Origin of the sequence: Kitasatospora sp. NPDC101235, assembly GCF_044767505.1 — a bacterium.
Lineage (GTDB): Bacteria > Actinomycetota > Actinomycetes > Streptomycetales > Streptomycetaceae > Kitasatospora.
Window position 1 is genome coordinate 17,867 of the sequence record NZ_JBIWNZ010000047.1, and the last position, 24,570, is coordinate 42,436.

Here is a 24,570-nt window from a genome sequence, read left to right on the forward strand (position 1 = left end):
TTTAGAAAACGCGTCGTTCCGCTGGAGAGTAGACCTAAGTGTTTGTACAAAAGGCCTCGCCGACAGGGCCATCGAGGCTTACGTCGAACGAGCCGCCTCACACGCCGAACGGTGGAGCGACCACGCGCCAGTCACCGTCAAGTTCGACTTCGGCCATGACTGACCCATAGGCAAATACACTTGATCAGCGGCCGTCGCCGAGCCATGGCGACGCGGGGCGGTCGACGGTCGATTGAACCCCTTGACCCCCAGCACCTCCTTCTGGGTCGGGCTTCGCTTCATCGCCGGCGCGCTGGTTCGGGGCTGTTGCTTCGGCGAGTGGCGTCCGGTGGTCATCGAACCTGGTCCAGCGGGTACCCCTGGGCGAGGGCAGCCTTGCGGAAGGCAGCGAGCCGGTCGACGGGGACGGCGAAGTGGCGCTCCCCCAGCCGGGTCGCGACGGTGCGCAGGCGTCGGTCCCCGGCCAGGAGGGCCGCCACCGCGGGGTCCGCGCATTCGATCAGGTGGACCGGGCCGGTGTCACGGACTTGGCCGAGGCGGCGAGCCGCATCATCCAGCAGCGTCGTGACGGTCTGCGGCAGCGGATGCCGGCTTGCCGACTCCAGGTAGCGGCGTAGCTCGGTGAGGTCGCGTCCGGCGTCGACGGCTCGGAGCAGGGAGCGGTGAGTGAGGCTCCAGACGCGGTCGCCGGTCTTATCGGCGAAGGCGTCCAGGAGTAGCGCGTCGGCGGAGGTAAGTCCGTCGAGGGCGGCGATGTCGTGGTTGGGCAGGACGGTGACCTGGCCGAGCGGGGTTGCCAGCTGGGGCTTGGGGCTGGGGTCGTAGGTGGCGCTCTGGCCGGTGGTGTAGGCGCCGAGTGGGTTGAGGCGTACGGCGAGCAGGCCGTCGTAACGGCTGAGTTGGTCGAGGTAGTCGCCGCCCCAGTTGTGCTGGTAGTCGGTGCGGGCTCCGGCGGGCGGGATGTAGTCGATGTCGATCAGGCCGAGGACGGCCGCGTATTCGAACAGCACCGCGAGGGTGTAGCGACCCTCGAGCAGCGGCCAGTCGTGGTGGCCGTCGTAGCCGAGGCTGCCATACTGGGGGTCTTCCAGGTACAGCTTCCACAGGGCGCGTTCGGTTCGCGCGATGACGGGGTCCTGCCCGGCTCGGCGCATCTGCCCGAACAGATCGTCCACCGTGATCCATTGGCCGGTGGTGCGGGTGGCAAGTGCCTGGCCGACGAGCTCGCGGCGCGGTCGGGCGGCGGTGAGGACGTTGGCGGCGCGCTGACCCTTGATCTCCTCGATCCGGGAGAACTCGTCCAGCAGGGTGTTCTTCAGCCAGCGCTGCCACAGGGCGGCGATGGTCTCGTGTGCGGGCTTGGCAAGTACGGTGCGGCCGCGCGGGGTCAGTGTGAGCCTGCTGGTAGCCAGGGTGGCCAGGCCACCGGCCTGAAGCAGCAGCGGCCAGGCGAAGGCGGCGATGGCCTCGTGTTCGTAAAAGTCGCCGCCGTCGAGGACTTCGGTGATCGCGGCGACGGTGGCCGCGCTGGGCCTGCGGGTCTTCTCGCTGCAACGGAGCTTGCCCGTCGCGCAGAGCTGAAGCACGGCGGCCAGATTGGCCTGCGCCTCGTGTTCGGTGGCGCGGACCATCCCGCACGGCAGTGCCACCGCTCTGATCGCGCGCACGGTGCCGATGGCGAAGTCGGCCCAACACGGTCCGCCAGGAGCTGCGGGTTCCGCCAGGGCGAAGCGGTCTGTTTTGACTGCACGGGCCCGTTGAATCGCCTCACCTCTCCGTTGCCACGCTGGTGGGTCAGTCCGGTCGGTCTGGTCGGCTGGCAAATGTGCGGGCAATGGGTGGAAGTCAGAAGTTGCGCCGGCGATAGGTGGGCAGGCGGGTAGGGGTCGCCGGTCCTCTGCCATGCACCGGGGCCCACGACGCTGGTTCGTCGTGGGCCCCGGGGGTGGTTCCTGCAGATTAGGGGTTGACGGGCAGGGGCGGGGTCTTGAGAGCGGGGAAGCTCCAGGTCTGCGCGGGTGTGCCGTTGCAGGTGACGGCGGCGAGTCGGTTGCCGGGGGTGGTGTCGTTGTTGGGCAGGTCGAGGCAGTGGTTGGAGACGGGGTTGTAGAGGCTGCCGTCAGCGCGGGGAAGCCAGACCTGGTTCCAGGCGCCGGTGACGCAGCTCCAGAGGCCGACGGCGGCGCCGTTGGCGGTGCTGCCCCCGCTGATGTCGAGGCACATGCCGCGCAGGCTGACGGTGCCGTTGGCGGAGTTGACCGTCAGGCTCTGGGCGGGGCCGTTGTTGCAGGGCCAGATCGCGAGGCCCTGGCTGGTGTCGTTGCCGGGGACGTCGAGGCAGTTGTAGCTGGCGGCGTGGCGGATGGCCGTGCTCGCAGCAGTCGGGTTGACGCCGATGTTGTAGAAGGCGAAGTTGCTGATGCTGCCGTTGAAGCTGGTGGTCGGCTGGCCCTGGTACTGGTAGCGGCCGAGGACCAAGCCGCCGCTGGAGGCGGGGCTGGTGGCCGCGTTGTGGTAGGCACTGCCGGCGAGGGTGCCGTTGACGTAGAGGCTCATCTGGCCGGTGTCGGCGTTGTAGCTTGCGGTCAGGCGGGTCCAGACGCCGGTCTGGACCAGGGCCGCGCTGTTGGTGACGCTGGTGTACTCGTAGGGCCAGCTGTTGTCGTCGGCGTGTGCGAGGGCGAAGCGCCAGGCGCCTCCGGTGCCTTCGCTCCAGAGGATGAAGCTGCTGGCGCGGGTGGTGTTCTGGCTGGCGACGATCTGGCCGCCGGCGTTGGACTTGGCCCAGGTGCTGATGGTGAAGCTCTTGCGGGTGTCGACGACCGGCTTGTCGGTGGTCATGGCCGAGGTCGAGCCGTTGAAGGCGGCGACCTTCGTGGCGCGGCCGTCGACGGTGTCGTCGACGAAGGCGAGGTCGCCGGCGGTCGCGTTGTACGTGATGGCCGGGTCGGCGCTGACGGCGGTGGTGTCACCCTGGAGCTTCCACTGGGCGGCCGGGGCCTGGGTGTTGCCGCGGTAGTGGTCGGCGCCGAGCCCGGTGACCGTCTTGCCGGTGAGCGATCCGGGCCAGGCATGGAGCTTGCCGGTGCTGTCGAGGGCCCACAGGTCGGGAACCCCGTCGCCGGTGACATCGCCGTCGGCGCCGACCGTCGGGTAGGCGCCGGTCGTGATGTCGGTGCCGATGCGGTAGGCGTTCGCCGGGGCGACGGCGGTGACGGTGGTGTACTCGCCGAGGCCGTCGGTGCGGGTCTGGGTGGTGAGGGCGTACTGGAGGATGTCTCCGGCGGTCCGGCCGCCTGCGGTGGTTCGGGCTCGTGCCCACAGGGCCGGGGTGACCGGGGTGGTGCTGGCCGGGTCGACGGCCAGGGTGTTGCCGGGAACCATCAGGTCGAGGGTGTCCCAGCCGCCTGCGGCGACGAGAGTGGGCGCGCGCAGGGTGTGGTTGGAGTTGGCCGGATAGTACCAGAGGTTGCCGGATTCGACGGCGAGGATGCCGGTGGCGTTCTTGACCTCGCGGTTGGGGGTGCGGGTGTCGGTGGCCGAGCCGATCGGGGTGATCTGGGTGGTGTAGCGCCAGTCCTCGTCCTGGTGGTAGCCGGGACAGGCAGTGTCGCCGCCCTCGCAGTTCGGCCGGTCTAGGGTCCCCTTCAGTTTGAGGGTGAAGCGGCCGGGGTCGGAGAGCTTGTTGGCGTAGTAGTGGAGGGCACTGCCTCCGTCCCGGTGGACGAACAGGTCGTCGGTGTTCAGGCCCGGGTCCAGGGAGCCGCGGTGGGTGACGTGGTAGTCCTTCCACGTCCGGCCCCCCTCGGGTGCCTGGTTGGCGGCGGCAGCGGTGCCGGTGGGCGGCACGTCGGTGTTGCCGGGGTCGGTGGCACGGCCGTGGGTGATCAGGTTGCCCGCGTTGTCCGGGACGAGGATGTCGGGGTTGGCGTCGCCGGTGGTGTCGCCGAAGGCGACCGGTCCGGGGGCCCAGGGGACGTAGAAGGAGTACGACGTCGTCTGCGAGGCGTTGCCGGCGTCGTCGAAGACCTGGGCGTACAGGATGTTGGTGCCCCAGTGGGTGGGCTTGGTCCTGATCTCGGTGAGGTTCAGGGTGCTGCCGGCCCCGGCGCAGTTCTGGGTGTAGGTGGCGAGCTGCGGGTCGTAGCCGTAGCGGACGCAGACCACGCCCGAGGCCAGCAGGCCGGAGGGGTTGGGGTCGTAGGCCGTGAAGGGGATCGAGCCCTCCTGGCCGAGGCGCAGGTTGGTGGTCTGGCCGTTGCCCGACGGCGGGAACTGGGTGTCCGGGTTGGTGAACGTTCCGAACGCGGCGACCGGCGGGGTGGTGTCGACGGCGAAGTGGCAGGCGGCGGTCGCGGGTCCGCGGATCAGGCCGTCGTCGCCCTGGGTGGCCCAGCCGTAGACGTGGCCGTCCTGGAGGGTGAAGCGGGGGACGGTATACGAGGCGCGGCTGCCGTTGGGCACGAAGCCCGACCAGCCGTTGTTGACGCTCGGAGACCCCGGGGAGGAGTCGTCCCAGATGTTGACGTACTCGGTGAGCTGGGACTGGTTGTAACTGCTCACCACCGAGGTGAGGTTGACGGTCGTATCGGTGATCCAGCGCAGCAAGGAGACCGGCGCGCCGCCGCAACTCTCACCCTCACCACGGGTGACGCTGCGGGCCGCCGGAGACGTACGCGGGTCGCCCGGCTGCAGCGGGACGTGGTCGTACTCGGTGGACAGGACCGCGTCGTAGGCGAAGCGCTTGAATCCCATCCTGTCGCCAGTGCCCTCCTGGCCGACCAGGGCGAGCGCCAGGGGCGTGCCGATGTCGGCGAGAGCGTTTCGCATCGCGCCGGTGACGTTGAAGTCGAGGGGGATGTCCGCCTTGCAGGCGTCGAGGGTCCCGTTTCCAGGGATGTCCTTGCCGTCGAGCCACTCGTAGGTGCGGTGGCTGTTCCAGGAGATGCTGCCGTCGAAGGCTCCGGCCCGGTAGACGTTCACCGGGTACTTGTTGTCGCACGAGTGGTCGGCGGAGACGTACTGCCAGACGCGCAGGTTGGCGTAGTTGATGGCGGTGTTGGGCAGGTAGCCGTTCAGGTTGAACTCGTACAGCGCCCGCTCGACGCCCTTGGTGGTCTCCCACCCCTGGTAGCCGACGCCGGGATGGTCACGGTCGGCCGGGCCGGTCTTGTCGTAGTTTCCGCCCGAGTAGGCGGACTGGACCCATGCGAAGTGGCTCCTGCCCCGGGCGTCGTTCGACCAGGACGGGTCGACGTAGATCGGGTAGCTGGTGTTCGAGCCGTCCAGCAGTTCGGGGGTGGGCGACAACCGGATGCTGTTGTTGCCGTTCGTGTCCGTGCCAGTGGCGACGGGGATGTTCGCGACCGTGGCTTTGGCTCCCGGGCCGTCCGCGGTACTCGGCGCCTCCGGGTCCTGACGCGTCGGACCAGCGGCGTCGCTGCGCGCGGGCGGCGGCAGTGACGGACTCGACGACGGCTCCGAAGCCCGGGTGGCGAACGACGCCTTCGTGGCGGTGGCCGCAGCCGTCGGCGCGACGTCCGTCGAGCCGGTTGCCGGGGCTGTGGCGGACCACATCTGGGGCTTCGGGGCGGTGAACACCTCCTTGCCTTCGCTGACCGCCTTCAGGCTTCCGTCCGCGTTCGTGGACAGGTCCACCCCCTTGGCGGTGGCGGGGAATTGCAGCGATCGAACAGCGGGGTTGGCCGCCGCCGCGGGGGTGTGAAGGATCAGTACGGTGCTGTAGCCGCCGAACCTGGTCGCCGTGACCTTAAGGTCCGTGTCGGGTGCCACCGAGGCGAACAGCGCACTGTTGCCGGTCACGGTCGGTACAGGCAGCGGCCCGAGGAAGGGCGAGCCCACCGCGAGTTGCTTGCCGTCCTTGGTCGTCATCGTCGCCAACGGGCCATTGCCGCCGCCCGAGATGACCAGATCCTCACTTGCGGCTGCCGGAGCAAGCGTGCCGTCGACACGCTTGAGCAGCGTGTCATCCAGCGCCGTCCATGATCCGTCGGCCCGCTTCACACGTTGTGCGTCCAGATGCTGCTCCTGCCGGAGTTTGCCGGCCGGGGTGGCGACGGTGGTGCTGAACTCGTCCGTCAACGAGGGCACCGGAACGTCCTTGCCGGTCTTCTTCGCCTCGGCGAGCGCCTCCTCGGCGGGCCGGGGATCCAGCAACTCCCCCGAGTGCTTGGCGTCGCCGGCGGCAACCGCCTCCTGCACGGCCTGCCACGGATCGGCGGCCGAGTCGGCTGCGGCCGGGAGCGACGCCAGGCCGGGCAGCGTCACCGTGAGCGCCAGCAATACCGCTAGTGACGAGAAGCGGAGTCGAGTGGATCGCGGTCTGGCGGTCCGCTTGATCGAAAGTCGACGGTTAGTCATATCTCTACCTGGAGTACCCACGCGATTCCCCGGTCCGAACCCTCAGCGCCGAGCGCGCAGAGGCCAGGCGGACAGTCTCAGAGAATCAGTTGGGCGTCAACGCTTTTCTTTCCGGAATATCCGCATTGACCGGCATAGACACCCCCACTTTCCGACGTGACGCATGTCACATGGATGCAATCTCGATGCGAAGGGATCGATTTTCGGATCCCTCCCATAGAATCCACCAGCCCTTGCCAAGGCTTTAAATGACGTTGTGTCAGTAAAGGATTCCGGATGCAAGTTCGCAGAAGAAACGACTCACTGCCGGTGAGTAGGCGCATAGCCTGCGCCGTGGTGCTTGCCGTGGCCTCGTCACTGCTCGGGCCAGTCGCCTCCCAGGCCATAGCGGCGGAACCCGACTTCTCCCGGGTGTGGTCACCGCCCGACACCCCTCTGCCGCGCACCCCGTCAGTGAACGCCGACGCGGCGCCGAAACCGACCGAGACCGCACCGCACTACCCCGTACCCGCGACGTCGAACACCGCACCGGCCCGGACTCCCGTCGAGCAGAAGAGCGCGACAGCGGACCTGACGACCACGGCTTCGCGCGCCGGAACACTCCCGGTGTGGGTCAGTTCGCCGGAACAGGGAACTGTCGCAGGACCGGTGACGGTCACCCAAGCGGACACGAAGACCGCCGACGCCGCACAGGTCAACGGCCTTCTGCTTTCCCTGAGCGCCGCCGCTCCCGCCGCCGGTACGCCGTCCTCGGGCGGAGACGGTACGGCGAAGGCGGCGGTGAAGGTCGCCGTCGATGTCGCGGCATTGGACGCGGCCAGCGGAACGATCGGCGACTTCGCCTCCCGCGGCCGCCTGGTCACCATGCCCTCCTGTGCGCTGACCGCACCTCAGGATCCCTCCTGTCTGGTCCGCACACCAGTGGCCACCACCTACGACGCCGCCTCGAAGCGTCTGGTCACAGACCTGGAGCTGCCCACGCAGACGGCCGCGGGATCGGTCAAGGCCTCGTTCTCCAGCGCAACGGCATCAACCGCCGGGGCCGGAGCTGTTCTCCTCGGGGCGGAGACGAGCTCTTCCGGGGGCGGCGGAACCTACCAGGCGACCAGCCTGTCAAGCTCCTCGGGCTGGGCGGCGGGCGACTCCTCCGGCGCACTCACCTACAGCTACGGCATCGAGGTCCCGAAGGCGCTCGGCGGCGCGGCGCCCCTGGTCTCCCTCGACTACAACTCGTCGTCGGTGGACGGCAAGACGTCGGCCACCAACGCCCAGGCATCCTGGATCGGTGACGGCTGGGACTTCAACCCCGGTTTCATCGAGCGCAGTTACACCCCCTGCGACAAGGACGGCATCACCAACTCCGGCGACCTGTGCTGGGGCGGGTTCAACGCCTCGCTGTCCATGGGCTCACACGTCGGACCGCTCGTGCGCGTCTCGAACACGGCAGCCTCATCCGACGAGGCCACCGGTGTGTGGCGCCTGAAGAACGACGACGGCACACGGATCGAATTCGGAGCGGATCCCGCCAACGGCAACGGCACCTACAACGGCGCTTACGCCAAGGTCACCGACATCTCCGGCACGGTGTACTACTTCGGGCTCAACCACCTGCCCGGCGGCGACAAGAGCGACCCCGCCACCAAGTCCGCTTCCACAGTGCCGGTGTACGCGCCGAACAGCGGCGACCCGTGCTACGACGCCGCCAAGGGCAAGGCATCGTGGTGCCAGATGTGGCAGCGCCTGTCCCTCGACTACGTCGTGGACGCCCACGGAAACCTGACCACCTACACCTGGACGCCGGAAACCAACTACTACTCCCGTGGCAGCGGTCAGAACAACGGCAACGGCACGCTGACGGCGTACACCCGGGAGAACACGCTCGCGCGCATCGACTACGGCCAGCGCCTCGGCGACCAGGTCGCGGCGAAGGGGACGCTCCAGCCCGCCGCGCGGGTGGTCTTCGCCACTGGCGAGCGCTGCCTCGCCGCCGGCACCGCCTGCGATCCGGCGAACCGCACCGTCGCGAACCAGAACAACTGGCCCGACGTACCGGTGGACCAGGAGTGCAAGGACACCGGCACCTGCAGCATCCCGGGCCCGACGTACTTCACGACCAAGCGACTGACATCGATCACCACCCAGGTCCGGGTCAACAACGCCTGGCAGGACGTCGACGCCTACGAGCTGAAGCACTCCTTCCCCGACCCCAAGGACGTCACCAGCGACCCCAAGGACGCCCTCAGCCAGCGGGTACTGTGGCTCGACTCCGTGCAGCGCACCGGAAAGACCGCCGCTCCCAACGTCAGCACTCCCGCGGTGTCGTTCACGCCGGCCATGCTGCCGAACAGGGTCGACGGATCGGACCTCGTCCCAGCGCCTCCGAGGATGAACCGGGCGCGCATCCAGCAGATCCGCAACGAGACTGGCGGCGTCCTCAACGTCGACTACAACCTGCGTGAATGCTCCCGCGTCAACCACGTGATGCCTACGGCCGAGGACGACAACACCCGTGCCTGCTTCCCGGTGCGCTGGATCGTGCCCGGGTCCAAGGTCGGTTCGGACCCGATCCTCGACTGGTTCAACCACTACACCGTCGCGTCCATTACCGAGAACGACTTCGCCACCGGCTCGCCCGCCAAGATCACCAGCTACGACTACGGACCTGCGGCCTGGCACCGCGACGACAGCCAGTTCACCGACGCCAAGTCCCGTACATGGAATGACTTCCGCGGGTTCGCCACGGTGACCGTCACGGTCGGCAGCGGGAACGACGGACCCAAGAGCCGGACCGTCACCACCTACCGGCAGGGCATGGACGGTGACGTCCTCAAGAACGGCACCCAGCGGACCGTCCCACGCCTCACCGACGCCCTCGGCCGCAGCGTCACCGATGTCGACTGGCTCTCCGGCCAGACGCTGCAGACCGAAACCATCGACCTGACGACCGGCAAGGCCATGGCGCAGGTCGTCAACAGCTTCACCCGGGAATGGACCACGGCGACCCAGCCCCGCGGCAACGGGCTGCCGGACCTCGTCGCCCGCTATCCGGCCACGGTCAACAGCACGACCAGCCGCACCCGCAAGGCCGACGACACCTGGCGGGCCACCACCACGACCACCACTGGCGACGAGAGCCACGGCAACCGGCCGAAAACCTCGCTCGACCAGGCCGACGGCCTGTCGGACCTGTGCACCCGTACCGAGTACGCCACCGGGCCCGACTCCCAGCGGATCGACCTGATCGCCGAGACCCTGACCGTCTCCGGTGCCGATGCCTGCACCGCCACAGCCACGGCCGCCAACACGGCCGCCCGGCAACGGGTCTTCTACGACGGCAAGCCCTATCAGCAGGCCGCCGCGACCGCGGACCAGACCGCCAAGCAGGTCCTCGACCGGTACGACAGCACCGGTTCGCCCGTGTTCACGACCGTGAGCACCGCCGCGTTCGACTTGTACGGCAGGCCCGTCTCGGTCACCGACCCGAACAGCACCGACGCCCAGCACCCGAACGGTGCCACGAGCATGACGTCCTACGCCGCGCCCGCAGCCGGTGAACTGCCCATCACGGTCACGGTGTCGTCCCCGATTCCCGGCTCCGCGAGCGGCACTTGGGACACCGTCACCACCTTCGACAGCCGGCGATCCCTGCCGCTGACAGTCAAGGACTCCAACGGCAAGACGGTCACCGAGAGCTACGACGCCCTCGGCCGCCTTTCCGCGGTCTGGTCGCCCGGCCGGACCCCGGCACTCAAGCCGAACGCCAACCTGACGTTCAGCTACAACGTCTCGAACACCACCGGCGTCCCGTCAACCACCACCACGTCCACCCTCACCGCCGACGGCGACACCCCCGTCTACACACGGGAGATCATGCTGTTCGACGGCCTCGCCCGCACCCGCCAAACCCAGTCCACCCCGGCCGGTCCCGGCGACCCAGGCCGGCTGATCACGGACAGGCAGTACGACTCCCAGGGCCGTGCCTGGTCCTCCAACGCCACCTGGTACAACAAGGACTCCGGCCCCTCGACAACCCTCGTCAGCGCCCCGGACAGCACCATCGCGGCCCAAACACGCCTGACCTTCGACGGCCTCGGCCGGCAAGTCACTTCGGCGTTCTGGTCCCTGGGCGTCCTCCAGAACCAGACCACCACCGCCTACCCCGACACCGGCCGGACCGACGTCACCCCGCCGCACGGCGCCTGGCCCAGCACCACGCTGACCGACACCCGCGGCCGCACCACCGAGACGTGGCAGTACCGCACCACCATAGCCACCGGACAGGCGTCCGACGCGGCCGTCACCCGCTACAGCTACACCCCCGCCGGACAAACCGCTGGCATGACCGATGCGGCGGGTAACACCTGGGCCTACACCTACGACCTACGCGGACGCCAGACCAGCGCCAGCGACCCCGACACGGGGAAGACCACCCGTACCTACGACAACGCGTCCCGCGTGTCCACTTCCACCGACGCCAAGGGCCAGGTCCTCACCTACACCTACGACCTGCTCGGGCGGAAGACCGGCCTCTACCAAGGCACGGCCACCCCCGACACGCAGCTCGCCTCGTGGACCTTCGACACGGTCATGAAGGGCAAGCCCACCGGGTCGACCCGCTACGTCGGCGGCACCAACGGCGGCCAGGCCTATACCGCCGCCGTCACCGGCTACGACAACGGCTACCGGCCCACCGGTACCACCCTGACCGTCCCCGGAACCGAGGCCGGCCTCAGTTCTGGCACCTACACCTACGCCACCTCGACCACCTACGACCAGATCACCGGCAACCCCAAACTGGTCACCCTCCCCGCCACCGGCGGACTCCCCCTGGACCAACTGGCGTACTCGTACAACGACTACGGCCAGATGTTCAAGTACGCCGGCGCCACCACCTACGACGTCCAGAGCGAGTACGACGCCTACGGCCGACCGCTGCGCTCAACCGTCAACCCGTGGGGCTCCCAGGTCGTCACCACCACCGACTACGACCAGGCCACCGGCCGCGTCCGCGGCCAGTTCCTCGACAAGCAGATCTCCACCGTCGGCGCGGTCCAGCAGACCAACTACACCTACAACCCCACCGGATCGATCACCTCGATCACCAACATCCCCGACAACAACCCGAGCGCGACCGACCGTCAGTGCTTCACCTACGACTACCTCGGCCGCCTCACCACCGCCTGGACCGACACCGGCGGCATCACCACCCCTGACCCGCTCCAACACAAGACCCTCGACCAAGGCGCCTGCACCAACACCACCCCCACCAGCGGCGCGAAGGCACCGGCCAAGACCACCGTCGGCGGCGCCACCCCCTACTGGCAGGAGTACACCTACGACCTGACCGGCAACCGCACCTCCCTGATCCAGCACGACCAGTACGGCGACCCTGCCAAGGACGTCACCACCACCCAGCAGTTCCCGGCCCCCGGCACCGTCAACACACCGACCACCGCCGGCAACACCGGCGGCGGCACCGGCGGCGCCCACGCCCTACTCGGATCCACCGTCAAGACCGGCACCACCACGACCTCCAACGGCGCAACCCAGTACGACGCGGCAGGCAGCACCACAGCCATCCGCACCGGCACCTCCGGCACCGGAACCTCCGCGCTGACCTGGAACAGCGAAGGCAAGCTCGCCAGCTACACCGCCCCCGCCCAGATCACCGGCAACGGCGGCAAGTGCATCACCACCGCCGACGGCAGCAACGCCAACGGCACCAACCTGCAGATCACCACCTGCAGCAACGGCGCCAGCCAGCTCTACACCGTCGCCAACAGCAAGCTCCTCGTCCTCGACAAGTGCGTCCAGGCCATGGGCACCACCACCGGATCAGCCGTCCAACTCCAGGACTGCGACAACTCCGCAGCACAGACCTGGAACACCCGAGCCGACGGCACCATCCACAACCCCGCCTCCAACCGGTGCCTCGCCATCCCCGGCGACGTGACCACCAACAACACCGCCCTGGCCCTCGGCGACTGCGCGAGCACCGTCCCGGCCGGGCAGAAGTGGACCGTCCCCAACACCACCACCACCTACCTCTACGACGCCGACGGCAACCAGCTCATCCGCCGCAACCCCGGCCAGAACACCATCACGATCGGCGCCGACGAACTCACCGTCAACACCACGACCAAGGCCCAGACCGGCACCCGCTACTACCCCATCCCCGGCGGCCTCACCATCGTCCGCCAAGGCGCCGGCACCGCGGCCGGTTCCTTCGTCGTCCAGGCAGCCGACCACCACGGCACCGGCACCACCAGTATCGACCTGACCGCATCCGCCACCACTCGCCGCGCCAGCGACCCCTTCGGAAACCCCCGCGGCAACCAGCCCGCACCCGGAACCTGGCTCGGCACCAAGGGCTTTGTTGGCGGCACCAAGGACGACACCACCAACCTCACCAACCTCGGCGCCCGCCAGTACGACCCCACCAGCGGACGCTTCATCAACCCCGACCCCATTCTCAACCAAGCCGACCCTCGGCAATGGAATGGTTACGCTTACAGTCACAATGATCCAGTAAATAGATCTGACCCGTCAGGTCTCTACGATCCGGACCTTCGGCTGCTGCCGCCAGAAGAGGCAGCTCAGGAGGCTGCCAAATCTCGCACCAGGCTCACTCCAAAAAGTGCCCCCGAGGCAGATGCAGAGGTTGAGCGACCTGTAGTAAAGCTCAACTCGCCAAAACTCTACGATCCGCCTGCCAATTTCACCCAGAAAATGGTGGACCTCACCGGATCCACTTACGATAAAGCTCTGGATGAATATGCAAAATATATGAAGAAGAACTTCTTCGCCAATGTGCGATTTACCATGATCCTCTCAGAGGTTCAGGTGGAGAACTCAAACGGCTTGGTCGTTCCAAGGGTTGTGGCGTTTGTGAGCCAGGGGGGCCTTGTCTCGGATCAAGCTTTGCTTGAAAAGATGACCGAACTTGGAGTTACCGTCTATCAGATAGGCCCTCCGAAATCCGAGAAGGGCAACCCAGAGGGCCATGCCGAAAATGCAGCAAGAAGGTTTCGGGACGATGAGAAAGCCCAGCAGCGCGACCTCGGCGGCCGCATCAAGGGCGTCAATTCGGCCATCATGAACACGTATGCCTGCAGCTCCAAGTGTGCAGAAAATCTCACAAAGTTCGTTAATGACCCATCGATAAAGATTGAAGAGGGCGGGCTGGGCGTATACGGAAAGAATCTACTAAGCAAGGACGCGATCAAGGAGTACAAGAACGTAAACAACATGACTGGACGCGCGCTGGAGGTGGCCTCGTCGATGGCTTCCATGTTGCGAGCCGGCGGGGACAGAGGCAGGACTCGTTGATGCGGGTTCAGTGAATATTGAGTAGGATGTAGGCCTTGCGCGGGAGTGCACTCCCGCGCAAGGCCTACATGGCGCATCATCTCAAAAAATTATAGCGTGCATTCATAGAAAATACGCGAGGAGAAAAATTGCCCAACATTACGCCTATTCCCAATGGCTTGAAAATCTCTAACGCTCACCCGGGAACAGTTTGGCCGATTATCTTCTCCAAGCTTCCCGAACGAGAAATCATGGTCATTTCATCGCAAGGCTCTGGCGGTGACGGCATCCGCTGCTGGAGTGCCAGGAATGGAAATCTGATTCAGATTCTCCAAGACAGTGACGTGGGCGCCTTCAGTATGGCTTCGGCGCATATCGAAAGCGCAGACTCGATCTTGGCGGCCGCAACAGAGGATGGCGTATATCGATGGAATCTCAGGACCGGGGAACGGCTGCCGGACCATCCAGATTTGCTGGCATCTGCTGCTTGGGATGTCAAAACTATTAGCGACCGCGATCGCGGGACGGTGCTCGTGGCGGCCTGTCAAGATCACATGATCCGCCGCTGGGACGCTGCGAGTGGTGAACTAATCGGGGAGCCGTTCCAAGGACACCGAACGAGTGTCAAGGCGGTGCAACCTGCAATTCTCCGAAATGGCAAGAATCTGATTTTCTCTGGGGATGATAACGGAGATATCCTCTGCTGGGATTATGAATCTGGAAGTCCAATTAATTTTACACATCCGATTGCCCTTGGGTCAACAATTACCGGAATGTCATCAATCACCCCCAGGCGTGGGGATTCAATCATTTCGGCAGTGGGGGTTTCTGGACTGTTGCGGCGATGGAACGCCTCGACCGGCAAGGAGATCGGATCTGCGATTCAGCTACCAACTGCGGCGCCGTCGCTTGGATTTTTCGAGCATGGCGGCAATGTTCGGATTGTCACCTCTATCGATGATGAAACTATTACTCAATGGGATCTGGAGTCCGGGGCCCTCGAAGATGATTCTTTGACTGGAATTTCAGCCGCCACTTGCAGCTCTGATGAGTTTTGCGCCATTGCAACCGGCACCTTCGAAGGGGATATTTATATCCACAATTTCAAATAGGTTAAATCTTCCCACTGCTCCCCTACGGTGCCGGGCTTTCCCTCAGGAGAAACCCGGCTCGAAGCAGGGGTGCTGGAATCTATCGTGTCATGTGGGGGCGTTCGTCTGACAGCCGGGCAGTTGCTCCGGGGACTGTGGATCGCGAAGTACAACACATAGGACAGCGGGTTAATCGACGACAAGAGGGCCACGTGGGAGAGCAGACTCGGCTGGCGGCCGCGGTCCGCTTGAGGATGGAGAGACAGCGGTAGATTGCTGCCGCGTTGCGGTGTCTGAACGGCCGGTGGATTGCTTGCGCCGACAGTGGCGCCCGTAGATCGAGAAGATCCATCCCAGGTCCCCGATATCACAATGCACTCACAAGGCCCCGAAAACGCGTCAAGGCCGCTCCCGCCTTACGGCGGAAACGGCCTACGACCTGCGATTATGCAAGTCGGGACGACAGGATTTGAACCTGCGACCCCTTGACCCCCAGTCAGGGCCTACCTCGTCCACTACGCATGACGCCCAATGACACCTCATGACACCCAGTCCGTGAGAGGCGCGTGAGAGGCGGCAAACGAGGGGGAGTTCGAGAGTGATTTGCCTCACACCTCCAATGATAGCGCTTCAGCGTCCCCGGAGCGCCTCCACGCCGCCTCTGTCCGAACTGGTCATTGCGGCAGTCACTGCCGGTTAGCCGTAATCGCTTCACCCAGCCCCATCGGCAATAGAATGAGATCGCGCCGATGTAATCAGTAGGGCATGGAGAGGCTTGGCACGTGTCGGCCGGATTACTTCCAACCATTCCTGGCCATCCGCGACCCGGTCTCGCAGGATATCGAAGTATCGCCACCCCAGATCGACGAAACAGCACTACCCCAGAGTCAGGCCCTACGGACTGGCCGTGCAGTTCAATTTCGTTGATGGTGAGGCCGCGGACAGTCTCCAAGTACGCCAGCGATGCCGCGGCGGCACGGCGCAAGGGGCTCAGGGGCGTTTCAAAGCAATGCCGCGAAGTTACGGCTGCGGCAGTGTTGTCAAGCAGTTCGTTGAAGCTGCTCCCAGAAGGCAGGGCTCCTGCTAGGAGAGGAAGTCGACCAAGACGACTCTCCCTGTGCAGGAGCCCTGTTGACCTCCCATTCTGGCAGTTGTCCCACCGTTGATGTCTACGCTCCGGGGCATCTCGGTGCGCTCACCCGGAAGATCCCGCCGAGTCTCGTCGATGACGTGCTCGAAGCGACGGGCCGGCGCGAACGCCGTGTGCGTCTGCTGCCGGCCCGAGTGGTCGTCTACTTCGTGCTCGCCATGGCCCTGTTCAGCACCGACGGCTACCACGGGGTGTGGGCCAGCCTGGTCAAAGGGCTCGGTGGCCTCACCGCGAGGATGCCGTCCACGCCGGCTCTGTCCCAGGCCCGTGCCAGGCTCGGGGCGGCTCCGATGGCCGAACTCTTCGCCCGACTGTCCGGCCCCGTGGCCACCACTGCAACCCCTGGGGCGTTCTGGCGCAAACTGCGTCTGATGGCCTGGGACGGCCTGCACCTGGAGGTAGCGGACAGCCCGGCCAACGTCGCCGCCTTCGGCTACCTCCACGCCCGCCGCGGCCGCTCCGGGTTCCCCCTGGTCAGGCTCGCCGCCTTGGTGGAGTGCGGCAGCCGCGCAATCCATGAGGTGGCCTTCGGCGCGTACGTCACCGCGGAGAAGACGCTCGCGCAGCGCCTGCTGGGTGGCCTGTGCCCGGGCATGCTGCTGCTCGCCGACCGGAACTTCGACGGCTACGAGCTGTGGGGCCAGGCCCGGGACACCGGCGCTCACCTGCTGTGGCGGGCCAAGGGAGTGCGGATCCTGCCCCGGCTGGTCCCGCTGGAGGACGGCTCCTATCTCTCCGTGCTGCCCGACCGAAACAGCCGCGGCTACCGGTCCGCCAACGGGCACCAGGTCCGCGTCATCGAGTTCGACCTCACGGTGGCCACCAGCGACGGTGCCCGCAGAACCGAGCACTACCGCCTGCTGACCACGCTCATGGACCCCCGTCGCCATCCCGCCGATCAACTCGCGGCCCTCTACCACCAGCGGTGGGAGGTAGAGATCGCGTTCTTCGGACTGAAGGTGACCTTGAGGACCGCGGACCGAGTCCTGCGCTCCCAGCGTCCGGAAGGCGTCGAGCAGGAGATCTACGCCTACCTGACCGTCTACCAGGTCCTGCGACGAGTGTCGCACCACAGTGCCCGCCGCGTCGGCGTCGACCCGGACCGTGTCTCCCTCACTGTGGCGGTCCGCACCGCACGCCACAGCGTCATCGCGGCCGACCACGCCTCACCCGGCACGCCGGAACAGGCCTTCCACCAGATGCTGACCAGAGAGCTCCTGCCGCCACGGCGTGCGGATCGTGTCAGCCCCCGCGCGGTCAAGCGCCCAGTCTCGCCGTTCTCCTACAAGCAGGTCCAGGCCCTCCGCCAGAGTCGAACATCCAGACGCGCAACCTACACAGTCCACCTCCGCGAACCCTCCACTGACGCGTTGACAACACTGCCGCAGCCGTAACTTCGCGGCATTGCTTTGCAACGGCCCTGGCAAGGGGCTGTCGTCGCTCCACCGCTGTTCGAGCCACCGCACAGCGGCTCGGCTGGTGGGTAGGGCATCGTCCAGAGTCAGGGCAGTATTCTGAACGGCTCCGGCAGCGTGCAAGTCAGAGGTTCCAGCGCCGCCAGCAGGCCGTACGTCGTCCCAGTCCCGAGCGTCATGGCTCGCCGGCTGCAACTGCGCGACCTTCCGGATCCGCGCGGGTCGCCTCCCGCCCGAGCCGTCGTCGCCCGAGCGCCAACCGGCTGCCCGTGTGCCGCCGCGTCGGCCTGTGCAACGACGACCCGGCGAGGTCAGGGGCCGTAGGCGCGCAGGAACACGTCGACGGCCGTGGACACCAGCGGGCCGGGGTCGGCGTCCGGCCGGTAGTCGAGCGGCCCGGTGAGCAGTGACAGCAGGTGCTCGGCGGCCTGGTCCGGGTCGCAGGTGCGCAGCTGCCCGGAGAGGGCCAGGCGCGCCAGTCGGTCCGCGAGCGCGGAGCGCACGCGGAGTGCGGTGCGCTCGCGCACGCTCGCCGTCAGGTCCTGGAACCGGTCCGGCTGGGAGGCCGCCAACTGCCCTACGGAAGCGGCCTCCTCGCAGGTCAGCGCGGACAGCAGCCCGCGCGCGGCGGCGGTGAGCGCCGGGCGGGGATCGGCGTCGGGGGTCGCCACGCGTAGCTGGTCGAGGACGGTGAGGCTCTGGGCGGCGATGCGGTCGGCGGCGGCCTCGACGGCCTCGCGGAAGAGGCTCTCCTTGTCGTGCAGGTGGTTATAGACGGTCGGCTTCGCGACACCCGCCTCCTGGGCGATCTCCTGCACGCACGTGTTCGCGTAGCCGCGCCGGGCGAACACCGTGAACGCGGCGTCCAGGATGGCCTGTCGTCGCTCGATCCGCCCACGGCCCGTACGCCTGGCGCCGGTTGACACTTCTGAACCCATGGGTTCAGTCTAGTGCCTGAACCAGTCAGGAAGCATTTCTGAACCATTGAGTTCAAAATCAGGAAGATTGGGGAGTGGCGTGATCGTTCACACGTTGAGGTTCGCGTTCAAGGAGGACATCACCGAGGAGGAGCGGGAGCACGTGCTCGCGTTGATGCGCCGCACCGCCTCGGTGGAGTCGGTGTCCTTCGGGACGGTCGGTCAGAGCCTGGGGGAGAAGGACCGCTTCACGCACGCCTACTGCGTGGGCATCGCCGACATGGACGCCCTGCGACGCTACATGCACGACCCGGTGCACCTGGCCGGGGACCCGCAGATCCTGCCGTACCTGTCCCGGATCGCCATCGGCCCGGACCTGTCCGACGACATGACGCCCACCCTGGCCACCGACATCCTCGCGCTGCACGAGGAGAAGCTGACGCTGTACCCGGAGTGGGCCGCCCAGATCGGTCCGCTGCTCGCGGACCGGTGAGAACCGCAGGTCGGCCGCCATCCGGTCCGTAGAACGACGAGGCCCGTGGTCAGCTCAACGAGCTGACCACGGGCGGGGCTCGAGCGCCGAGCTCAGCATCCGCGAAAGCTACTGAGCGTGGCCCCTGCGCCGCTGGCCGACTTCAAGTACGCGTTTTCCGCCACCAACTTCGCCAGCCGAACTTGCAGTGCGCCGTTCTTGACGGCGAGAGCCCCAATTGCGGCGGCAGCCAGAAGGCCGAGGCCGACCTCGGCCGCGGCCCTGCCTTTGCCGAACCTGCCTTCGGTTGTCTCGGCCTCTTCCACGGCCTCGGCGACCTCGGAGGTCTCGATGCCGTCCTTCTCCCGGCTGCCGACGTGGCCCGTCCGGTGCGAGTGCTGTCGAAGCCCATCGAGATCGTCGCTCCCGTAGGAGCACGACCCGCATTGATAATCGGTCACCGGTCGATCCTGTCAGTCCTGCGGCGTAAGCATCCACCACGGTTGACAAAGCGACCGGTTGGCGGGAACCGCCATGCGCCATTGCGCCGCAGGCCTCAAGAGAGCGACGGTTCAGCCAGACGTGTGCTCCGCGCCGCCGCGCGCCGGCCAGGCCCGCTCGTCGGCGGCCAGCCACGGCTCGTTCGCGGCGGCGGTGGGGGTGGTCCCGGTGAACGCGCGGACGTCGCGGTGGAGGTGGGACTGGTCGGCGTAGCCGCCGTCCGCGGCCACCTGCACGGGGGTCTGCCCCCGGGCCAGGCGGTGAACGGCGTGATCGAAACGGACCAGCATGGCGGCGCGTTTGGGCGTCAGGCCGATCTGCGCGCCGAAGCGCGACCACGTACGCTGCCGGCTCCACCCGATCCGGCCCGCGAGGTCGCTCACGCGGGCCCGTCCGCGGCTCGCGACGATCTGGCGCCAGGCCCAGGCCACCTCGGGATCGGCCTCCCGGCCCTCGTGGAACCGGGTCGTCAGTTCCCTGTCGATCAACGCGAAGCGCTCCGGCCAGGTCCGCGTATGGTGGAGCCGCTCCCGCAGGCGCGGCGCGGCACGGCCCCACAGGTCGTCGAGTGCGATGACGCTCCCGCGCAACTCCGCGAGCGGGAGTCCGAGCACGGGGTGCGCGACCAGCGGGGACAGACGTATCTGCACGCACTCGACGTCCTGGGCGCGCACCTCGAACGCGCTGAAGGCGAGCCCGGCGGTCAGGCTCTCCGACCGCATCCGGCCGACCGCGCCGTGGATGTCGAACGGGCGGCCGCCGAACTCGAAGGCCACGGTGACGGCCGGGTGAGGAATGGCCCGTAGATCGATCGGGCCGCCACCGCGAATGCGGAACCCGGCCATGTCGACACCGGGCAGCGCGCTCACCCGCGGCGGCCGCTCGATCTCCCAGGCAGCGGTGGAGTCTGCTGTCCGGCGAACAGGGTGCACACGACGACGGTACGAGCAGCCCGGCGCCGGGATCAACCACCGTACGGGGCGCGACATTTCTCCAAGACGTCCCGGCCCCGCCACCGCGAGAGTGAGGGCACCGCGCACCGACCGACGGAGGAACCGTGGACGAGCCGACCATCTCTCAGGACCAACAGCCGCAGAGCCACCCGGACCCGGCACCGGGCGTCCCGCGCGGACGGCGGACGCGGACCCGGCGGTGGCGGATCGCCGCGCTGGCCGCCGGCGTGCTGGCCCTCCTCCTCGCGGCAAACACGGTGTCCGTGCTCAACCAGACGGCCGAGGCCTCCGGTGAGCAGATCGTACGCATTCCCGGCGGGGACCTCCACGTCGTCCAGGACGGTCCCCCGGACGCGCCCACGGTGGTGCTCCTGCACGGCCTCGGCGGCTCGACGGCGTGGTGGGAGCCGGTCATGCCGGCCTTGCGGGACCTGCACGTGGTGCGGGTGGACCTGCTCGGTCACGGCCAATCGGCCAAACCGGCCGACGGCTACGGCATGGCGGAGCAGGCACACCGGGTCGCCACCGTGCTCGACCGGCTCGGGGTGCGCCGCGCGACGGTCGTCGGGCACTCCACCGGCGGCGCCGTCGCCACGGCGCTGGCCGAGCAGCGCCGTGACCTGGTGGCGGCGATCGCGCTGATCGACAGCGGTCCGCGGATCGACGCGTACATCGGCGACAGCTTCGTCGCCCACCTGGTGACCACACCAGTGGTGGGGCAGTTCCTCTGGCGGCTGCGCACCGACGGTACGATCCGCGACGCGCTCGGCAACGCGTTCACCCGCCACGTGCAGATCCCCGGCCGGATCGTCGCCGACATCCGGGGCATGACCTACCGCAGCCTCACCGCGACCGACGCGGCGTCCAGCGCGTACCTGGAGGAACGCCCCCTCCCCGACCGGCTCGCCGGCCTCGGCCTGCCGACCCTGGTGCTCTTCGGTTCCCAGGACCGGCGGTGGCAGCCCTCCTCCGCCCAGGACTACCGCCGCGTCCCCCACGCCCGCATCGAGATCCTCGACGGCGTCGGCCACACCCCCATGTTCGAGGACCCCGCCACCACCGGAACCCTCCTCCACGGCTTCGCCGTCGAAACCGCGTCCCGCTGATCACCCGTCGTCGAGCGGAGCCGCGAGACGCGCCTGCGACGCGCGGCGGAACGTGGGAGCGGCCGGGAGGCACCCCTTCCTCCGCCTTGCCGTGCACGCCGTCCGGTCAGTTCGACCCGGCCCGGCCGCTCGCGGCGCTGTCGGCCTGGTGCGCGATGCTCGCCAGCCACTGCGGGAACTGCGCCACGGGTATCGCGGGCGAGGCGGGGGAGTCAGGGTGAGCGGAAACACCGGGGAGGAACGTCACCCGGCAGCGCCGGCACAGCCATGCCGTCCGCCACACCTGGTGGATCTGCTGCCACTGCTCGTACTTCTGCGGCCATGGGCCCGCCGTGCGCGAGCGACGGCGGCGGGCGGCGGCGTGCAGCGCGAGCCCGATCCCCAGCAGGATCGCGGCGAGGAGGAACGGGCCCGTGGTGTAGCCGAGCCGGTAGGCGGCATCGGAGCTGCCGCCGTCGTCGCCGTGGAGCAACGTGATCGGCCAGGACCAGCGTCCGGCCCCGTCCTCGGGGATGATGGCCAGCAGTGGTGCGGTCACCGCGACACCTCCACCGTCGTGCCGTCCGCAGAGGTGAGCATCTGTATTCGCCAGGCGTGGATGTGCTCCATGCCGCGGGCCAGCTTGTCGGCCAGGTCCCGGCCGGACAGGTGGATGTACTGGAGCGTGGAATCGGTGTTGCGGTGGCCGGCGAAGGTGGCGATCGCGTGCAACTCCCAGCCCATCCGGGCCAGATCGGTCAGACACAGGTGCCGGGTGGTGTGGGTCGAGAACCGCGGGGCACCGGCCGCCAAGGCGATCCGGCGAACCACCTTCGACCACGTCCACAGGGTCAGCGGCTGCCCGTGGTTGCGCCGGGACTCCGACAGGAACAGCGGCCCCCTGGCCCGGCTGATCGTGGCCCGGTGGGCGAGGTAGGCCGACATCAGCACGCCGGTCGACGCCGAGTACGGCACCACCCGCTCCAGCCAGTTCTTCGTCGTCTCCGCCCGCACCCTCAGTGTCCGGCGGGCGGGATCGAGGTCGTCGGTCCGCAGCGAGCACAACTCCTCTCGCCGCAGCGCGGAATCGTAGGCCAGGGCCAGCATCACCCGGTTGCGGACCGACTCCTCCCGCGCGACCTGCAGGATCCCCAGCCACTGCTGTTCGCTGGGGATCCACGGCAGCTTCGTGAGCCGCGGTACCAGTCCGCGCTGCTGCCCGCCCCGCTGGCGGCCGGGGGTGTAGCGGCCCCGGCCCACCGGGTTGGACTCGCGCAGACCCTCCTCCATGAGGAAGTCGTAGAAGAGGCGGACCGGCACCAGGCGCTGCTGGATCGTGGCGTTCGCCAGCCCCGACCCCGAGTCGATCGTCACCACGTTCGCACCCTGACGGTGCGGCCGTGACGTCAACTCCCGTACGAACAGGGCGACGTGGGCGCGGTTCGCGGTGATCGGGTCGACGTCCTCCCGCTCGCACATCACCAGGTACTCGGCCAGCCCACGGGCATAGGCATCGATCGTGCGGGGCGCACGTCCGAGATCCGTCCAGATCGTCAGCCAGGTCGCCGCCTGCTCATGCCTGCCGAGCACCGGCCACTTCTCCACCAGCACCGTCGTGCCGCTCAACACATCTCCCAAGTCCGTGGTTGCACCGGAGAGACATGATCACCCCGGCAGATTCCACGTAACTTTTAAAATGATCAAGCGCCAGATGTACGGCCGGGCTGGCTTCGCACTGCTGCGGAAACGAGTACTGCTGGCGTCCTGACGGGCAGTTACGAGCTCTGCTGGAGTCGCTCCGCAGCCTGAGCAGGCGTGTCGTAGTAGCCAGGCCGTGCCAGCAGGACCGAGCTGAAGTAGTAGCCCTGCTCTTCACCTGGCTCGTCGTCGGCTGCGAATGGGCGCCAGAAACTCAGGAGCAGGTCGGAGGCGACGAAAGGCGCTGGGTCGTCTGGGTCTGCTTCGATCAAGGTGTATTCGCCCATGCGTTGCACCAGCTCGCGGGCCGGGATCGCGAACATGACAGCGGCCACGTGGAATGGTTCTGATCCACTCTCTGGATGCTGTTGGTGATCTTCAGCGACTGTCGGTATGGGTCCGGCCGGTCGTCTGTCGGCAGAGGCGCGTGAAGCGGGTTGCGGAGCTGGTCCGGTCGTCGCCTGGCTGGTGCTGGTGGAGGCGGATGATGTTGGTTCCGGCTGCGGTGAGGACGTGCTGGACGTGGGTTTTCGCTGTGCCGCGGTAGCGGCAGTGCCGGAGGCCGTGGGCGTGCACGGTCTCGGAGACGGTGGCCTCGCAGCCGGCCCTGAGGGCGTATCGCTCGCGCCATGGCCTGGTCTGCTGGTCGCATCGCACCTGGTTCTGGATCTCCTGCAGGGGCTGGGGCAGGAGGAGGATGTGCCGGCCCTTGCCGTCGACGTTGCCGGTGCATTTCAAGCGGTCCTCGCAGGCCCGGCAAGTGGCTCGGGGGAAGAGCACCGACAGGCGCTCCTGGCCGTCTGCGAGTGTCGGTTTCCATGGAGGGCTGGTCGCTCCGTTCGGGCAAGTCAGAGTTCGTTCCTGCCAGTTGGGGAGGAAGTCTTCCTTGTTGAACCCCGGGTGGGCGCGGGATGTCGGGGCGAGGCGGACCGGGCCGACCAGGTCGATCCCGTACTCGGTCCTGGCTCGGTGGATGGTGGCCGGAGTGACGTATCCGCCGTCGACGAGGTGCTCGGCCGGGGCGTGGCCGCGCGTCGAAAGGTCGGCGTGGATCCGGTCCAGGGCGTCGATGTCCTGCTCGGGCGCCGGTGTGGTGGCGACGTGGACGATCACGTTGGGCAGGCCCTCGTCGCAGGTCTCGGTCTGGTGGTCCTTGTAGCCGACCCACTCGGCTTTGCCGGGCTTGTGGCTGTAGCGCGCCTGGGGATCGTGCGGGGAGACGATCTCCACCGACGACCAGGGGACACGTGCCGTCGCCGGATCGGGTCTGCCCTCAGCGGCCGCCCCTGAGGTAGTCGTCCGGCGGGCGGTGTGGCGTCGGCTCTGCCGGTCGCGGGTCTGCTTTGGCCCGCGCCACCGCAGAACGTCGTGCTCGTCGAACCAGTACTGCTGGCCCCAGACCTGCCGCAGCACCTCCACCTGCGGCAGCCGCCGAAGCCTGGCCGGAGTGCCAGGAGCGAGAAGGGCCCGGAACAGCCGCATGCCGTCCTCGCCGACCGTGAGAGCGTACTGCTCACGCTCCTTGGTCTCCCTGGGCAGCCGGTCATAGCGCACCGGCCTGCCGTAACGACGGGCCCACTCGTCCGTGACCAGGGCGGA

Annotated in this window: 14 protein-coding genes and 1 pseudogene; 6 read left to right on the forward strand and 9 right to left on the reverse strand. The window is 67.6% G+C overall.

Features of this window, described 5'->3' with window-relative positions; translation table 11 throughout:
* Positions 1-22: 22 nt before the first annotated feature.
* Positions 23-163 (forward strand): annotated as a pseudogene (locus tag ACIRRH_RS40640) (exodeoxyribonuclease III); the annotation flags it as partial.
* Positions 164-332: 169 nt separating this feature from the next.
* On the opposite strand, the gene ACIRRH_RS40645 reads toward ACIRRH_RS40640, so the two are convergent.
* Positions 333-1,667 (reverse strand): helicase-associated domain-containing protein, encoded by a 1,335-nt coding sequence (locus ACIRRH_RS40645; RefSeq protein ID WP_403078026.1) that lies wholly within the window; start codon positions 1,665-1,667, stop codon positions 333-335.
* 292 nt (positions 1,668-1,959) lie between these two features.
* Positions 1,960-6,303: a ricin-type beta-trefoil lectin domain protein gene (locus ACIRRH_RS40650; RefSeq protein WP_403078028.1), complete on the reverse strand. Its 4,344-nt coding sequence runs from the start codon at positions 6,301-6,303 to the stop codon at positions 1,960-1,962.
* Between the two features lie 726 nt (positions 6,304-7,029).
* Between ACIRRH_RS40650 and ACIRRH_RS40655 the strand changes: the two genes are divergently transcribed.
* The 3 genes from ACIRRH_RS40655 (at position 7,030) to ACIRRH_RS40665 (ending at position 17,324) form a co-directional block, all read left to right on the forward strand.
* Positions 7,030-13,710 (forward strand): ricin-type beta-trefoil lectin domain protein, encoded by a 6,681-nt coding sequence (locus tag ACIRRH_RS40655; protein WP_403078031.1) that lies wholly within the window; start codon positions 7,030-7,032, stop codon positions 13,708-13,710.
* Between the two features lie 128 nt (positions 13,711-13,838).
* Positions 13,839-14,801: a WD40 repeat domain-containing protein gene (locus ACIRRH_RS40660; RefSeq protein WP_403078033.1), complete on the forward strand. Its 963-nt coding sequence runs from the start codon at positions 13,839-13,841 to the stop codon at positions 14,799-14,801.
* 1,110 nt (positions 14,802-15,911) lie between these two features.
* On the forward strand, positions 15,912-17,324 hold the full coding sequence (locus ACIRRH_RS40665; RefSeq protein ID WP_403078036.1) for an IS4 family transposase: 1,413 nt from the start codon (positions 15,912-15,914) through the stop codon (positions 17,322-17,324).
* 332 nt (positions 17,325-17,656) lie between these two features.
* On the opposite strand, the gene ACIRRH_RS40670 is transcribed toward ACIRRH_RS40665, so the two are convergent.
* Positions 17,657-18,283 carry a TetR/AcrR family transcriptional regulator gene (locus ACIRRH_RS40670; RefSeq protein WP_403078038.1) on the reverse strand — a complete coding sequence of 209 codons (627 nt, stop codon included), beginning with the start codon at positions 18,281-18,283 and terminating at the stop codon, positions 17,657-17,659.
* A gap of 79 nt (positions 18,284-18,362) precedes the next feature.
* On the opposite strand from ACIRRH_RS40670, the gene ACIRRH_RS40675 reads away from it, so the two are divergent.
* A complete protein-coding gene (locus ACIRRH_RS40675) occupies positions 18,363-18,755 on the forward strand; it encodes a Dabb family protein (RefSeq protein WP_403078040.1) in 393 nt (130 codons plus the stop codon).
* Between the two features lie 92 nt (positions 18,756-18,847).
* On the opposite strand, the gene ACIRRH_RS40680 is transcribed toward ACIRRH_RS40675, so the two are convergent.
* Positions 18,848-19,195 carry a hypothetical protein gene (locus ACIRRH_RS40680; protein WP_403078042.1) on the reverse strand — a complete coding sequence of 116 codons (348 nt, stop codon included), beginning with the start codon at positions 19,193-19,195 and terminating at the stop codon, positions 18,848-18,850.
* A 111-nt stretch (positions 19,196-19,306) separates the two neighbouring features.
* Positions 19,307-20,167 (reverse strand): helix-turn-helix domain-containing protein, encoded by an 861-nt coding sequence (locus ACIRRH_RS40685; RefSeq protein ID WP_403078045.1) that lies wholly within the window; start codon positions 20,165-20,167, stop codon positions 19,307-19,309.
* Positions 20,168-20,292: 125 nt separating this feature from the next.
* Between ACIRRH_RS40685 and ACIRRH_RS40690 the strand changes: the two genes are divergently transcribed.
* Entirely contained in the window at positions 20,293-21,294 is a 1,002-nt protein-coding gene (locus ACIRRH_RS40690) for an alpha/beta fold hydrolase (RefSeq protein WP_403078047.1), read from the forward strand.
* A gap of 106 nt (positions 21,295-21,400) precedes the next feature.
* Here the strand turns inward: ACIRRH_RS40690 and ACIRRH_RS40695 are convergent, their stop codons facing one another.
* From ACIRRH_RS40695 to ACIRRH_RS40710, 4 genes are all read right to left on the reverse strand, one after another.
* Positions 21,401-21,832, reverse strand: a complete 432-nt coding sequence (locus ACIRRH_RS40695) for a hypothetical protein (protein ID WP_403078049.1) — start codon at positions 21,830-21,832, stop codon at positions 21,401-21,403.
* The gene (locus ACIRRH_RS40700) at positions 21,829-22,899 is read right to left on the reverse strand and encodes a tyrosine-type recombinase/integrase (protein WP_403078051.1); all 1,071 of its coding nucleotides are present in this window, start codon (positions 22,897-22,899) and stop codon (positions 21,829-21,831) included. Before ACIRRH_RS40700 ends, ACIRRH_RS40695 begins: the two co-directional genes overlap by 4 nt.
* Before the next feature lie 149 nt (positions 22,900-23,048).
* Positions 23,049-23,306, reverse strand: coding sequence for a hypothetical protein (locus ACIRRH_RS40705; RefSeq protein ID WP_403078053.1), 258 nt, complete (start codon positions 23,304-23,306; stop codon positions 23,049-23,051).
* A gap of 43 nt (positions 23,307-23,349) precedes the next feature.
* Positions 23,350-24,570 (reverse strand): transposase (locus ACIRRH_RS40710; protein WP_403078055.1); only part of this gene is annotated, 1,221 nt, incomplete at its 5' end.

Excerpts from the sequence above, each read along its gene's own strand:
- ACIRRH_RS40670 (WP_403078038.1), bottom strand. The coding sequence starts at position 18,283 with ATGGGTTCAGAAGTGTCAACCGGCGCCAGGCGTACGGGCCGTGGGCGG.